At 71.0% G+C, this 14,358-nt stretch carries 10 protein-coding genes, 1 pseudogene and 1 CRISPR repeat array; of the genes and pseudogenes, 4 read left to right on the top strand and 7 right to left on the bottom strand.

Going from position 1 to position 14,358, the window contains the following annotated elements:
- Positions 1-239: 239 nt before the first annotated feature.
- The gene (locus ND748_RS12885) at positions 240-1,730 is read left to right on the top strand and encodes a hypothetical protein (RefSeq protein WP_251746034.1); all 1,491 of its coding nucleotides are present in this window, start codon (positions 240-242) and stop codon (positions 1,728-1,730) included.
- Positions 1,731-1,943: 213 nt separating this feature from the next.
- Here ND748_RS12885 and ND748_RS12890 read toward each other — a convergent pair whose 3' ends face one another.
- Positions 1,944-2,669, bottom strand: coding sequence for a maleylpyruvate isomerase family mycothiol-dependent enzyme (locus ND748_RS12890; RefSeq protein ID WP_251746035.1), 726 nt, complete (start codon positions 2,667-2,669; stop codon positions 1,944-1,946).
- Positions 2,670-2,758: 89 nt separating this feature from the next.
- Complete coding sequence (locus tag ND748_RS12895; RefSeq protein ID WP_251746036.1) at positions 2,759-3,319, bottom strand: hypothetical protein; 561 nt, start codon at positions 3,317-3,319, stop codon at positions 2,759-2,761.
- Between the two features lie 664 nt (positions 3,320-3,983).
- Here ND748_RS12895 and ND748_RS12900 point away from each other — a divergent pair.
- Positions 3,984-4,241 (top strand): hypothetical protein, encoded by a 258-nt coding sequence (locus tag ND748_RS12900; protein WP_251746037.1) that lies wholly within the window; start codon positions 3,984-3,986, stop codon positions 4,239-4,241.
- Positions 4,242-4,305: 64 nt separating this feature from the next.
- Positions 4,306-5,181 (top strand): HAD-IIA family hydrolase, encoded by an 876-nt coding sequence (locus ND748_RS12905; protein WP_251746038.1) that lies wholly within the window; start codon positions 4,306-4,308, stop codon positions 5,179-5,181.
- A 38-nt stretch (positions 5,182-5,219) separates the two neighbouring features.
- Here the strand turns inward: ND748_RS12905 and msrA are convergent, their stop codons facing one another.
- From msrA to ND748_RS12920, 3 genes are all read right to left on the bottom strand, one after another.
- Positions 5,220-5,885 carry a peptide-methionine (S)-S-oxide reductase MsrA gene (gene msrA / locus ND748_RS12910; RefSeq protein ID WP_251746039.1) on the bottom strand — a complete coding sequence of 222 codons (666 nt, stop codon included), beginning with the start codon at positions 5,883-5,885 and terminating at the stop codon, positions 5,220-5,222.
- Positions 5,886-6,082: 197 nt separating this feature from the next.
- Entirely contained in the window at positions 6,083-7,375 is a 1,293-nt protein-coding gene (locus ND748_RS34610; RefSeq protein WP_308205630.1) for a PhoH family protein, read from the bottom strand.
- Positions 7,376-8,122: 747 nt separating this feature from the next.
- Positions 8,123-8,478: direct repeats of the CRISPR family, unit length 30 nt; unit sequence GTTGCGATCCCTCTAGGGATGATCAGCGAC.
- Between the two features lie 1,405 nt (positions 8,479-9,883).
- Positions 9,884-11,707 carry a phosphoenolpyruvate carboxykinase (GTP) gene (locus tag ND748_RS12920; RefSeq protein ID WP_251746041.1) on the bottom strand — a complete coding sequence of 608 codons (1,824 nt, stop codon included), beginning with the start codon at positions 11,705-11,707 and terminating at the stop codon, positions 9,884-9,886.
- 234 nt (positions 11,708-11,941) lie between these two features.
- Here ND748_RS12920 and ND748_RS12925 point away from each other — a divergent pair, with 234 nt between their 5' ends.
- The gene (locus ND748_RS12925; protein WP_374215911.1) at positions 11,942-12,685 is read left to right on the top strand and encodes a hemolysin III family protein; all 744 of its coding nucleotides are present in this window, start codon (positions 11,942-11,944) and stop codon (positions 12,683-12,685) included.
- Positions 12,686-12,710: 25 nt separating this feature from the next.
- Here the strand turns inward: ND748_RS12925 and ND748_RS12930 are convergent, their stop codons facing one another.
- Both ND748_RS12930 and ND748_RS12935 read right to left on the bottom strand, forming a co-directional pair.
- Positions 12,711-13,430 carry a hypothetical protein gene (locus ND748_RS12930; protein ID WP_251746042.1) on the bottom strand — a complete coding sequence of 240 codons (720 nt, stop codon included), beginning with the start codon at positions 13,428-13,430 and terminating at the stop codon, positions 12,711-12,713.
- A gap of 148 nt (positions 13,431-13,578) precedes the next feature.
- Positions 13,579-14,358: pseudogene (locus ND748_RS12935) on the bottom strand (N-acylglucosamine 2-epimerase); the annotation flags it as partial.

Consider the following 14,358-nt stretch of genomic DNA (forward strand, 5'->3'; position numbering starts at 1 on the left):
GGATCGGTCCGGCCTGCGGCGACCCGCCGGCGCCGGCCGCCACCCCGCCACCCTCGGCTGCCCTGTCCCCCGCCGGCCCGCTGTGCCGCCCCTGCGCCATGCCTCTACTCTCCCCGCTCGGCACCGGCCCTACCGGTGCAGGACGACAATTCACTACAGAGCAGGATGTGGTCGGGAATCGGGGACGTGGGGAACGGCCGCGCGGGTGGCGACCTCCCCGATTTCGAGGAGGAACGCGGGTGTCGAGAGGACTGCGGCGGACGGTGGGTGCGGCTCTGGCCACGGCCGCACTGACGGTCGGGCTCGGGGCGTGCGGCTCCGGTGACAAGGCGCCAGCACCGCCGGCGGAGGTCGTGCTGAACCGGGGGCAGGAAACCTCGATACCGTTCCGGACCGGTGCCGAGGGTGAGGTCCTGCTCGGCGTCACCACCGCCGCGCCCGGCGTGTCGTGGGGGTCACCGGGCAGCGAGTCGGCCGTCGTGTCCCTGTTCGTCGACAACACCTACGCCACCGACGTCGTCATCCCCACCTCGTTCCCGATCAAGCGGAGCCTGGCCCTGGGCCACCTCGCCGCCGGCGACCACACCCTACGGGCGCAGTTTGCCGCCGACCGCTCGCCGCAGGGGGCCGCGTCGGCCCGGCTGACCGGCTTCGCCTTCCAGACGGTGACGCCGCAGGACAACAGCTACCAGGCACTGGCGCACGCCCCGGTGGTGTATGGCCGGACGACGCCGCTGCCCGCCGCCGGCTCGCCCGCCGCGGGTGCGCCGTCGGCGGCGACCGCGGCGGACCCGCTGGCCGGCGGGCCGTTCCAGAACGCGATCACGGACACGCCGCTGCTGGCCTTCCACTCCGAGACGCCGACCGCGATCTCGGGGCACCGGCTGCTGACCTACTCGGTGGTGTGGAGCAACGAGGACGGCGGCACGTCCACCCCGGCGCTGATGGCGCAGTGGGGCCGCACCACCGACATCGAGTGGACCTACCAGGTGGAGATCGACGCCGCCGGCAACGCGATCCCCGGCAGCGCGGTCATCCAGGGCCCCGACCATGCGACGCAGCCCTTCACCGGCCGATCCGAGGGCGGCCACCCGCTGCTCGGGACCTGCACGCTGAACAACGGCCTGTGCCAGAACCCGGACGGCCCGATGCGGTTCGCCCTGTCCGCCGCCGACACCCTCGACCCGAACGCCGACGCCCGCGAGCGGCAGATGGACCGCAACCCGTGGACCTACTGGGTGATGGCACAGGAGGTCGCCCGCGAGGGCAAGGTCGACGAGAACAAGGCGCCGAACTCCACCACGAAGATCAGCGACCCGCACAACTACGTCTACCTGATCATCCGGAAGAGCACCGTGGGGGCGCCGAACACGGAGGACAACTGGGTCGGCCTGTCGGTCGGCGTGCGGTTGTCCGGCAACGGCGAAACCTACCGCTCCAACAAGATCTATCCCCTCTGGGCGATCGCCCGGGACACCCCCGCCGCGACCGCCGTCGAGCTTCCCCCCGGCACAGTCGCCGAGGACATCTCGACGATCGAGGCCACCCGTGTGGTCGGCGCGGGCGTCGACCGCGGTGCCCGCATCACGGTCGACTCGATCGAGCGGGCCTTCCTGCTCGGGCCGGACGGCGTGCCGCAGCAGTCGTTCCTGTTCACCCCGGCGAAGGCGACCCTGAGCCAGGCCGCACCGACCGCGACGCTGTTCCGCCGCCCGCAGGGCGGTTCCTGACAACCCGCAGGGCGGTTCCTGACACCCGCAGGGCGATTCCCGCCGCCCGCGCGCCGCACGTGAGCGCCGGCACCGTGGTGCAGCCCCGACCCGCACCGCCATCCTCGGGACAGCCATCCGGCGGCACCCCCGGGTGGCCCACCACCGTGGTGCAACCCCGGCCGCCCGGGTGCCGGGCCGCTCGGCCGTTCGGGCGCCGGCCCGCTCGGGCACTCAGACGCCGGGATGCAGCGCCGGGAGCAGGGCGGCGTCGCCGAAGGCGGCGAGATCGGACGCGTCGAACGGCAGCCGGCCCCACAGGGCGAGCAGCACGGCGGCGGCGGGGCCACGCAGGGCGGCATCCCCCCTGGCATGCTCCCGGGTCACGGTGACGTCGTTGCCGGCCAGCCCGATCAGCCACTCCCCCTCGACGTCGGTGAGATGGACGTGGACACGGCCGTGAGCCGGCCCGGTGGTCGTCGCGCGGGCACGCTCGCCGGGCAGCAGGATGGTCAGCAGCTCGTCGACGCCGTCCGCGGCCACCTCCGCCGCGGGTGGGCGGGCGGCACCGACGGCATTGTCGGCGTCCCAGCGATGCACGGTGAGTTCCTGGGCAAGGCGGCGGTGCCAGAACCCGACGACCGGCGGCGCGACCCCGGTGTGGTTCCAGGCCGGCCGGGCGGGATCGGTCTCGCGCAGCAGGCCCAACAGATCGTCGAGACAGCGGCGGTAGTAGGCGATCAGCCCCTCGTCGTCGGTGGGCGCCCGCGGATTCGGCGGCGGCGGCTCGGTCGTGCCCCGGGACACGACGGCGCTGACACTGTGCAGCAGCCGTCCGACGTGCCGCAGCAGGCGGCGGGAACTCCAACCCGGGCAGGTCGGCACCGGACTGTCGAGATGCCCGCTGGTCATCGCCAGCAGCGCGAAGCCCTCGGCTTCGATGATCGCAAGATGGTCCACCTGCCCGATTCTGGCAGGGCAGTCGCCCCGACCCACCTCGTCGACGCTGCGCCACCTCATCGGCGCTGCGCTAACTCGTCGGCGCTGCGCTAACTCGTCGGGACGATCTGCGCCGGCGCGCCGATCTGGGCGGCCAGCCTCGTCCAGTGGCCGTCGGCGTTGTTCAGGGCATCGGTCGTGCGCTGGAGCAGGACCGGCGGGGGCAGGGCGGTGCCGTCGAAGAGGTTCCCGCAGGCGGTGACGGCCTGGGCGTAGGCGGCGGCGCCGTCGGTCCAGGTCTGGCTGGCGGTGGCGACGGGTGGCACGCCGAGCACCGCGATCCGGTCCACGGCCTGGCCGAGTTGGACGCACGCCGGCCTCAGCGCCGTGCCGTCGGACGCCTGGATGTCGGTGCGCACCGCGCTGACGGACGCCACGATCTCGTCGCGAATCCCGCCGGTGGCGGCGTACCAGGTGGCGAGCTGGGTCCTCACGTCGATGGTCGGCGGGACCACTGCGCCGGCCTCGGCCTGCGTTCCGCCGCCGCCGACGATCAGGTACACCGCGGTCACCGCACCGGCGCCGGCCACGCCGAGGATCGCGAGGCCCCGGCGACGCTCCTGACGAGACAGTTCCTCCCAGTTGCGGTAATCGTTACGGCGCCGGCGCACGGATCCCCCATATCGCGAGAAGTAACCGACAGAACAGACGCCCGAATCAACCCTGACGTTGCGCTCGAATCGCCGTCGGCCGGACCCGAACCGTCTCCCGCCGTCCCCGCCGCCGCCGGGGCCCGGGTCCGCGACCTCGCCAGACCTGCCCACGATGGCTCCGGCCGGGTCCGCGACCTGACCGGAGCGACCCGCGACGGCGCCGGCCGGGTCCACCCCTCACCGGACCGCGCGCGCAGCCCACCGAGCCCGCGCCGGGCGCCACCCCGGCGCCACCCCGCGGTGGGTCGCCGGAGCACTCGACGATGTTTGTCACATTCTCGATTCGGCTGTGCCCGGACCGCCGCGAACGTATGCCGGGGGAGAACGGCCGTGCACCAGCAAATGCAGACGCGCGTTCCGTGAGCTGCCCATCGGGCACTGCCGAGAAAAATTCGGCCGTTTCGGTGGACAAGGCGACGGGAAAGCGCACGATATCGGAGGGGGCCATCCACGGCGTCGGCGTGCAGCGTGGCACATCGCCGGCCCGACCGGAGGGACCAGGCGACGATCGTTTCGGCAACGGCATCCAGTGACGCGAATATGCGCGTCCGACGCGATGACCTGCCGAATCATGTGTCGCCGCCATGGGTGGCCACTGAAAAACATGCATAAGGGGGCGTGAATGGTCGAGTGTGGGCCGTACTGGTGGGAATCCACCTCCTTGCCGGACGGGGCGGCGGATGACGACGCCGCGGCCTGGGCCGTGGTCGTGCTCGGCGGCCCGGATGGGCGGGTCCGCGGGGTGGTCGGCCCGTTCCGCACCCCGGGATACGCGCACAAGTACGCGCACGACGAGGGATTGCGGGAGTGGATCGTCGTGCCCGCCCTGTGTCTGACGCTGCCGGCCAGCCAGCAGGCCGCCGGCGTCGCGGTGCTCTGAGACACCGCTCCCGGTGACCGCCCCTGCCCGCCGTCGGGCCGGGCAGGGGGCAGAATCAGTGGCCATGCCGGAACGGATCATCGAGAACTATCTCATCGACATGGACGGCGTTCTCGTCCACGAGGAACACCCGATTGCCGGGGCGGACGCGTTTATCGCCGGCGTCATCGCCGCGGGCCTCGGCTTTCTGGTGCTGACGAACAACTCGATCTACACTGCCCGCGATCTGTCGGCTCGACTGTCCCGCTCGGGCCTGGAGATCCCGCCCGAGCGAATCTGGACCTCGGCGCTCGCCACCGCGCTGTTCCTGCACACGCAGCGGCCGGGCGGCTCGGCGTATGTCGTCGGCGAGGCCGGACTCACCACGGCGCTGCACGACATCGGATATGTGCTCAGCGACAGCTCGCCGGATTATGTGGTGCTCGGGGAGACCCGGACCTACAGCTTCGAGGCGATCACCCGAGCGGTCCGGCTGGTGCGCGACGGTGCCCGCTTCATCGCGACGAACCCCGACCCGACCGGGCCGTCGGTCGAGGGGCTCCTCCCGGCGACCGGCGCCGTCGCCGCCATGATCACCAAGGCGACCGGGGTCACCCCGTACTTCGTCGGCAAGCCGAACCCGCTGATGATGCGCAGCGCCCTGAACACCCTGTCCGCGCACAGTGAGACGACGGTGGTGATCGGCGACCGGATGGACACCGACGTGGTCGCCGGCCTGGAGGCCGGGATGGACACCGTGCTGGTGCTCTCCGGCATCACGACGCACGCCGACATCGAGCGATTCCCCTACCGCCCGACCGCGGTCGTCGACAGCATCGCCCGCGTCCCGGTCGGGCGGGACGTCCACACGATCGACGGGGCGCACACCCTGCCCACCCGCCGCCTGGCCCCGGCGGGCGCCCCCGACGACGCGGCACCACGCCACGCCACCCAGAGCTGACCCTGACCGGCCGGTGGGAACATCCCACCGGCCGCCTGTCAGCCGTCCACGGAGGCGACGCCCACCGGGCAGGACAGACCCGTGCCGCCGAGGCCGCAGTAACCGTAGGGGTTCTTGGCGTCCGACAGGTACTGCTGGTGGTACTCCTCCGCGAGGTAGAACTTCCCCGCCGGGGCGATCTCGGTGGTGATCGGGCCGAAGCCCCCGCCCTGCAGGACCTTCTCGAACCCGTCCCGGCTCGCGCCGGCCGCCACCGCCTGCGCCTCGGACGTCGTGTAGATCGCCGAGCGGTACTGGGTACCCACGTCGTTGCCCTGGCGCATGCCCTGGGTCGGGTCGTGCCCCTCCCAGAACACCTTCAGCAGCTCGGCGTAGGAGACCTTCGCCGGATCGAACACGACCAGCACCGCCTCGGTGTGTCCGGTCTGGCCGGAACACACCTCTTCGTACGTCGGGTTGGGGGTGGACCCGCCGGCGTAGCCGACCGCGGTCGTGTAGACGCCGGGTACCTGCCAGAACGCGCGCTCCGCGCCCCAGAAGCAGCCGAGGCCGAACACGGCCGTGTCCAGCCCGTCCGGGAACGGCCCGGTGAACGAGGTGCCGAGGACGGTGTGCCGGGAATCGCCCACGAAAACCGGGCGGTCCCGGCCGGGGAGCGCCTCCTCGGGCGTGGGCAGCGTGGTCTTATGGCGACCGAAGAACATCTGTGCCACCTCCGATGAGTGTCTCCCCTGACAACCATCCAGAGCGGCCCCGCGTTCCCACAACCCGCCGGCACCCGCCGGCACCCGGCTGCATCCGGCTGCATCCGCCGGCCGCGAACTGAACCGCGGACCGGGCCACCACGCGGGCCCGGTCCGGGTGCAGTGCGTTACAGGACAGTGCGTTGCAGGACAGTGCGTCAGAGAACGAGGTCCTCCAGCATCGTGGTCACGAGCGCTGCGATCGGCGAACGCTCCGATCGGGTGAGGGTGACGTGCGCGAACAGCGGGTGGCCCTTGAGCGTCTCGATGACCGAGGCGACCCCGTCATGCCGACCGACCCGAAGATTGTCCCGCTGCGCCACGTCGTGCGTGAGCACCACGCGGGAGCCCTGCCCCAGCCGGGACAGCACGGTGAGCAGGACGCCACGCTCCAGCGACTGCGCCTCGTCCACGATCACGAAGGCATCGTGCAGCGACCGCCCGCGGATGTGGGTGAGCGGGAGCACCTCCAGCATCCCCCGGTCGACGACCTCCTCGACCACCTCCTGGGAGACCAGGGCACCGAGCGTGTCGAACACGGCCTGCGCCCAGGGCGCCATCTTCTCGTTCTCGCTGCCCGGTAGATAGCCGAGGTCCTGCCCACCGACGGCGTAGAGCGGCCGGAAGACGACGACGCGCCGATGGGCCCGGCGCTCCATCACCGCCTCCAGCCCCGCGCACAGGGCCAGCGCGGACTTGCCCGTGCCGGCCCGACCGCCGAGCGAGACGATGCCGATATCCGGATCGAGCAGCAGGTCGAGCGCCACCCGCTGCTCCGCGGAACGCCCATGCAGCCCGAAGGCGTCCCGGTCACCGCGCACCAGCCGGACCTGCTTGTCCGCCGTCACCCGGCCGAGCGCCGAGGCGCTGCCCCCCGCCGTGGTGAGCACCAGGCCGGTGTGGCACGGCAGGTCGGCAGCCTCCAGGATCTCCGTGTACTCGCGGGAGTACAGCCGGTCCAGGTCCTCCTGGGCGACGGTGAGCTCCGCCATGCCGGAGAAGCCGGTGTCCACCGGCGACAACGCCTGGTACTCCTCCGCCGGCAGGCCGAGCACCGAGGCCTTGACCCGCAGCGGAAGGTCCTTGGTGACCAGCACGACGTCCGCGCCCTCGCTGGCGAGGTTCATCGCGACGCACAGGATCCGCGAGTCGTTCGTGTCCACCCGGAACCCCGGTGGAAGCACGGCTGCGTCGGTGTGATTAAGTTCCACCCGAAGCGTTCCCCCACCCGCCAGCGGGATGGGCTGGTCGAGGCGACCGTGCCGGATGCGCAGATCATCCAGCAGGCGCAGGGCCTCCCGGGCGAACCAGCCCAGCTCCGGATGGTTCCTCTTGCCCTCCAGCTCCCCTATGACGACGAGGGGGAGCACGACATTGTGCTCCGCGAACCGCAGCAGCGCGCCAGGATCAGAAAGCAGCACGCTTGTGTCGACGACATGCGTTCGTGGCACACGCCCACCCGCTTACTCGGAGGTAGTCCGGGACCGACCCCTCCAGGGGCCGAGTACCGGCCTCCTGGTGTAGTCGCGCTTGCGGCACCGAGGGGCCTCCCGAGAGGTCCGACACCACGCCGGACCACGGCTTGAGACGCTAGGGCTCTCACGGTAGCTGCCACCTCCCAGGATGGCGACCCACTTCGGGCAACACGTTGCGTTAAGAACGGGAAACGTTTTGCCTCCTCGGGTGGCTACCGTGTCCCTTTCGGTGACATTGCGCCCCGATCGTGACGCCCCGCATCAGCCCTCCTCCCCAGGGCGCCGGCCAGCCCCCACCGGCCTTCCCCCGAGCAACACCACCCCCAGACCACAAGATCGGCGAAAGTCTCGGCCGAGCAACACCCCCGTCACGCACCCGATCCCCCACTCCGCCCCCGGAGCACCATCCACCACCAGCCCCGGCGGCGCGCTCCACCCCGCCAGCGGCGTCCCCCAGGCGATCCCCGCAACCCGCCGACAGGGATCAGCCCACCGGCGGCGTCCCCCACCTCAGTACTTGATCCCGGACCCCCGTCCCGCCACCAACCTCCAGCAACTGCGCTCCCCGCGCGGCCGAACCGCCGTGGCCGACCCGATCTGCCCAGCCAGCAGCCCGCTGACGAGCACGACCCCGCCTCGACGACGTGTTGCAGTCGGCATCAGGCCAGCAGACAATGCACAAGATTTCCAGATGATCGCGAGCCAGTAGCTGACGCCCGCGAAGTCGCGCTCCCTCCAGGGCTGATCAGCGACCCCGGCCGCAACCTCGACACCCCTCGACCGTCACGTCGCGATCCCTGCGGGGATGATCAGCGACGAGGCCCGAGAGGCCGGTGGCTTCACCTGGGACCGTTGCGATCCCTCTAGGGATGATCAGCGACGACGCGAGGTGGAGCCCTCATGCCGCGGGTGAGGTCGGTTGCGATCCCTCTAGGGATGATCAGCGACGCCAGCGCGGGTGACTTGGCCGGTCAGGCCGCGTCGTTGCGATCCCTCTAGGGATGATCAGCGACTCGAATGGCCTAGATCAATCACGTGCCGATCGGGGTTGCGATCCCTCTAGGGATGATCAGCGACCCCATAGTAAAGGTGCAGGTCAGGAGCGGGGGCGGGGGTCCTGCTGGGCGGGATCTTGCGGCGGTTCGGCGGTGATGCAACTGCGCAGGTCAGGGCCATGATCCAGCAGGGATGGGCTGGCGCGTGCAAGCGGAGTCCGGCCTGGGTATTGGCGCGGTTCCGCGGAACCGCGATCGTCGGGGGTGGCGGGGGTTGGGAGCGGGCGGCGGGGGCGGTTCCGCAGAACACCATGATCGGCGAACCCGAACCCGAACCCGAACCCGGACCCGGACCCGGAGTTGGGGTTGGGGTTGGGCGGTGTGCACGGTTCCGCGGAACATCGCGATCTTCGGCTTTGCGGAAGTGGACCGATGAGGGCGGGGCTCGAGCGTGGATGGCGACTCGCCCGCCCGCACGGCCTCGGAACCTGGAGCGACGCGGCGCCTGCCGGCGGCACCACGGAGCCGGCGGGCGGGACAGTGCGGCACCGGCGGGGCAGTGCGGCACGCGCGGGCAGTGCGGGACCGATGGGGCAGGGCAGGACCGGCGGACGTCACCACGGGTCGGCGGGCGGAGCGGGCAGTCGGGAACGGGTGGCGTCCGCCATGCCGTGGAGGTGGAAAGGCGTCACGGAGAGGTGGAAATCGGAGAAAGGGGAGCTGCGGGCACCGGGCTGGCGCAGCGGAGAAGAAGCCAGCGCGACACGGGTGGCCGGGGCGGTCGGTCGGTGCTGTCGACGATGCCATAGTCCCGAGAAGACCAGGAAAGGTTAGGGGTACCTTACCGGCCGGGATCCTTGCGGTATGGGCCGCGGAGCGATGATCGGGAACCTGCCGGCCGGTGGGATCAGGTCCGGAGCCGGAGCAAGGAATCGGGCAGCTCCGGCCGGGGACCCAGGTAACGTGAGTGCCCTTCCGGGAGCGTACGGGGTGGCCGGAAGTCTTTCGGAAACATGGTCGGGTGGCCCGGCAACATCGGGAAATCTGGATGGAACGACTGGGGCAGGATGGATCGAGCGGCACGGGACTGGACGGACCGCGATTTCCGGACGGCGGGTGGGCCGTCGGGCACCGATTCTCCGGCCGATCGGCCCTGGCGCCCGCTTGACGAAAATCCACCGACCAGTCGCGGATGTTGCAGGAAATCCCCGCGGCGACACGCACAGGAACCCGTGAAACATGCGGACTGCCGGGCACAGAGAGCGGCGGAGCGGGTCCGTTTTCCGGTCGAATGCGGGCCCGCCGGCCACGTCACAGCGGGCACTCGAGTACGTGCGCCGCACACGGAAACCGTGACGGAGCGCAATCGCCCGCGGGGCCGGGCGGGGCAGACGTCCAGCGGGGAACCGGGCTGGGGGCGGACGCACGACGGCCCGCGTCGGGCGGGGGAACCGCCCGGCGCGGGCCGGGGTGACGCTGGTGTCGCGGGTCAGCCGTCGAGGCGGCTGACCAGGGCCTCATGCTCGGCCCAGAGAGCGGCGGGGAGCCGGTCGCCGAACGTCTGGTAGTGCTCGGGGATCAGCTCGGCCTCCTGCTTCCAGACGTCGATGTCGACCGTCAGCAGGGCGTCCAGGTCGGCCTCGTCGATCTGGAGGCCATCGGTCGGCAGGGCGTCCCTGGTCGGCAGGACACCAAGCGGGGTCTCCACGCCGTCGGCGTGGCCCTCGAGGCGGCCGACGATCCAGGCCAGGACGCGGCTGTTCTCGCCGAAGCCGGGCCAGAGGAACTTGCCCTCCGGGCTCTTGCGGAACCAGTTCACGTAGTAGATCCGGGGCAGCTTCGCCTGATCGGCCTTCTGGCCGACCTCAAGCCAGTGGGCGAAGTAGTCGGCCATGTTGTAGCCGCAGAACGGGAGCATCGCGAACGGGTCGCGGCGCAGCTTGCCGATCGCGCCGGCCTGTGCGGCGGTCGTCTCGGAGGCGACGATCGAGCCGAAGAAGACCCCGCGCCGCCAGTCGGGCGCCTCGGTGACCAGCGGAACCGCGGTCGCCCGGCGACCGCCGAACAGGATCGCCGAGATCGGCACGCCCTTCGGGTCCTGCCACTCGGAGGCGATGGTCGGGCACTGCCCGGCGGGGACGGTGAAGCGGGCGTTGGGGTGCGCGGCAGGCTCGGTGGACTCGGGGGTCCAGTCGCGGCCCTTCCAGTCGGTGAGGTGCCCCGGGGCCTGCTTGGTCAGCCCCTCCCACCAGATGTCGCCGTCGTCGGTGCGGGCCACGTTCGTGAAGACCGTGTTGCCCCACAGCGTCTTGATCGCGTTCGGGTTCGTCTCCTCGCCCGTGCCGGGGGCGACACCGAAGAAGCCGGCCTCGGGGTTGACGGCGTAGAGCCGGCCGTCCTCACCGAACCGCATCCACGCGATGTCGTCACCGACAGTCTCCGCCTGCCACCCGGGAAGGGTGGGAATAAGCATCGCCAGGTTGGTCTTTCCGCAGGCCGACGGGAAGGCCGCGGCAATGTAGTGAACCTTGCCCGCGGGCGACGTCAGCTTGAGGATGAGCATGTGCTCGGCGAGCCAGCCCTCATCGCGCGCCATGACGGACGCGATGCGCAGTGCATAGCACTTCTTGCCGAGCAGTGCGTTACCACCATAACCCGATCCGTAGGACCAGATCTCGCGGGTCTCCGGGAAATGAGTGATGTACTTCGTCGTGTTGCACGGCCACGGAACGTCAGCCGCACCGGACTCCAGCGGAGCGCCAAGTGAATGCACCGCCGGAACAAAGAAGCCATCTTCACCGAGTTGTTCGAGAGCGGGCGCTCCCATACGGGTCATGGTGCGCATGGAAATGACGACGTAAGGCGAGTCGGTGATTTCCACCCCGAGCGCCGAAATATGCGATCCGAGCGGACCCATGCAGAATGGCACGACATACATCGTGCGACCGCGCATGGAGCCCTCGAACAGGCCCTGGAGCTTGACCCGCATCTCCGCCGGGTCCATCCAGTTGTTCGTGGGGCCGGCGTCCTCGGCCTTCTCGGAGCAGATGTAGGTGCGATCCTCGACCCGGGCCACGTCGTTGGGATCCGAGGCGGCGTAAAAGCTGTTGGGACGCTTTTCGTCGTTCAGTCGGACGACGGTCCCCTTCTCGATCAGGAGACTGGTCAGCCGGTCGAACTCGGCCTCCGATCCGTCGCACCACTCAACCCGTTCCGGCTGGGTGAGTTCGGCGATCTCACGCACCCAGGCGACCAGCCTGGCGTGCTTCGTCGGGGCCGCTTCCAGCCCCGGAATCTGTGCCGCGGTCGTCACAGCTCACACCTCCGGTCGAGTCGAACCCGCCGCGTTCTCGCCCCGTATGCAGGTGCCGACTTCAGTACTCGAACGTTCTCGTTCACGCGCTGACAAAACCCGCGGTACAGGGGCAGTTCGAGGTCGCGTTCAGGATCATTAGACTGTACCGCGCGTTCCCCCCGCAGTCGCGCGATAGCGAGTGGACAGAAGCGTCGGATCCATCACGCACCGGTACGGACGGACCGCCGCCGGGTGACTCCGTCTCGTGGCTGCCGGAAGCCTCGGGTTATCGTCCTGGGCGTGGCTTCCCTCACGCAGCAGCCCGCCGGGCCTCCGCAGGCGGACGGCCCCGCCCACCCTCGTGACCTGGTGCGACCACGCATGCGGGGATGGCTACATGCCGGGGCATTCCCCGTAAGCCTTGCACTGGGTCTCCTTGCCGTCGCGCTGGCCACCACGCTCCGTGCCCGACTGGGGATCGCGATATACGCCCTGAGTATTGCGGCGCTGTTCGGAACGAGCGCTCTCTACCATCGCACGATGTGGTCGACGTCACGTTCTCGAGCGCGCATGAAACGCCTCGACCATTCAATGATCTTTGTTTTCATCGCTGGGACTTATACACCATTTGCCCTCCTTGGGATGCCGGCGCGCACAGCTCGCGTGGTCCTGGCCGTGGTGTGGGGCGGAGCCGCGCTCGGCGTGGCCATCCGGATGCTGTGGCTGCACTCCCCCCGGTACCTGACCGTGCCGCTGTACATCGCCCTCGGCTGGGTCGCCGTCTTCGTCATCCCGCAGCTCGCCCACCGGGCCGGGATCGCCTCGATGGTCCTGCTACTGGTCGGCGGCGTCTGCTACAGCCTCGGTGCCGTCGTCTACGCCGCGCGGCGACCGGACCCGGCCCCGGCGACCTTCGGCTACCACGAGGTGTTCCACGCCTTCACCCTCGTCGCCGCGGTCTGCCACTACATCGCCCTGATGTTCGCGATCTACTAGCCCACCCACTTCGGGGCGGAGAGCGTCAGCGGCCGGAGCCGGGGCCGGGGCCTTCGGAACGGATCTTCTCGACCTGTTCGAGGGCTTCACGAAGCTGGCGCAGCCAGGTGTCGGAGTTGTCCCCGACCAGCCGCACGCACCAGGCCAGCGCCTCGCTGCGGCTGCGCGCCACGCCCGATTCGACGAGCGTGTCCAGCACCTGACGCTCCGGCTGGCGCAGGCGCGTCATCACCGGCACGGACAGCACGGTGAACAGCTCACTGGCCGCGCCGGCGGTCGCCCCCCACGCGACCTTGCGCCCATAGCGCCGCTCGGCCTCGGCGGCGATGGCGATCCGCTCGTCCCGGGTGCGCTCGCGGAACCGACGGATCAGGGCGGTGGCCTCCGGGTCACGCCCGGCCGGCAACTCCACCCCACCGGAGTGAGGGGTACCGGGCTGGGGCGACCCGGGCTCGGGGGGTCCGGACAGCGCAGGTCCGGGCAGAGGGCCACCGGACAGCGGGGCGCCGGGCAGAGGGGCGCCGGACAGCGGAGGTCCGGACAGCGGGGCGCCGGATCGGCGGGGTTCCTCGGAGGGGAGCTCCCCGACGACGGTGATCTCGTCCCGGTCGACGACCACGGCCGGCGGGCCGGTGAACCACCCGGCGGGGATGTGGGCCGCGAACCAGTCCGGCGCGTCATGCGCCGGCACCGACTCCGCCCGATCCCCCGGCCTGCCATAGCCACGCCCACGCGGACCGGACATACGAGTCTCCTCAGGTCCCCCGGTCGGACCCGCGGGCGGGCCCGACCTGCCGAACTGGTCCGGAGCCGTGGCCCCGCCGGGGTGCGCGCCGACGCACCCCGCCGACGATTACACGCTTACCCGCTCACGAGTGAAAGTGCCTTGGGCCTCAGGTGGCGACCTTCACGCCGAGCTGACGCCGGACCTCTTCCGCGGTATGCGCGGGCAGCTCGCAGACGAAGTCGCGGCACACGTACACCCCCGGGGCGCCCCGCCCGGTGACCAACGGCCCGCTGGTCACCACGACGGCACCCGGCGCGGTGCCCAGCCGGGCAAGCCGTTCCAGGGCCGGACTGTCCACCACGGCGACCTCCGCGGGCCCGGCGAGCAGCGCCTCGGCGACCGCGCCGGCCCAGCCGGCGAACCGGGCGTCGCGCGACAGCAGCGGCGCGAATCGGGCCACGGTCGCCTCGGCGGTGGCCCGATGCTCGGCCGAGCCGGTCAGGGCCGCGTAGATGAGCAGGGCACCTGCCACCGCGGCCTGGCCCGACGGGGTCGCCGAATCCGAGTCGTCGCGGGGGCGGCGCAGGAGCGCCTCCGCATCGTCCGCGGTGTCGAAGAAGCCACCGTCCGGCGCGGCGAACCGGGTCCGGACCACGTCGAGCAGCTCGCCGGCCAGGGTCAGCCACTCCGGATCGCCGGTGACCTGGTGCAGGGTGAGCAGCCCCTCGGCGACGTCGCCGTAGTCCTCCAGCACGCCGGCATTCGTCCCGACCCGGCCGTCCCGGCTGGTCCGCCGCAGCCGGCCCGCCACGAGATGGACGTCGCGCAGCAGCACGGCCGCGTCCTCGGCGGCTGCGATCCAGGCCGGCTCGTCGAGCAGCGCGCCGGCTTCGGCGAGGGCGGCGATGGCCAGCCCGTTCCACGCGGCGACCACCTTGTCGTCCCT

Origin of the sequence: Frankia sp. AiPs1, assembly GCF_023716945.1 — a bacterium.
Lineage (GTDB): Bacteria > Actinomycetota > Actinomycetes > Frankiales > Frankiaceae > Frankia.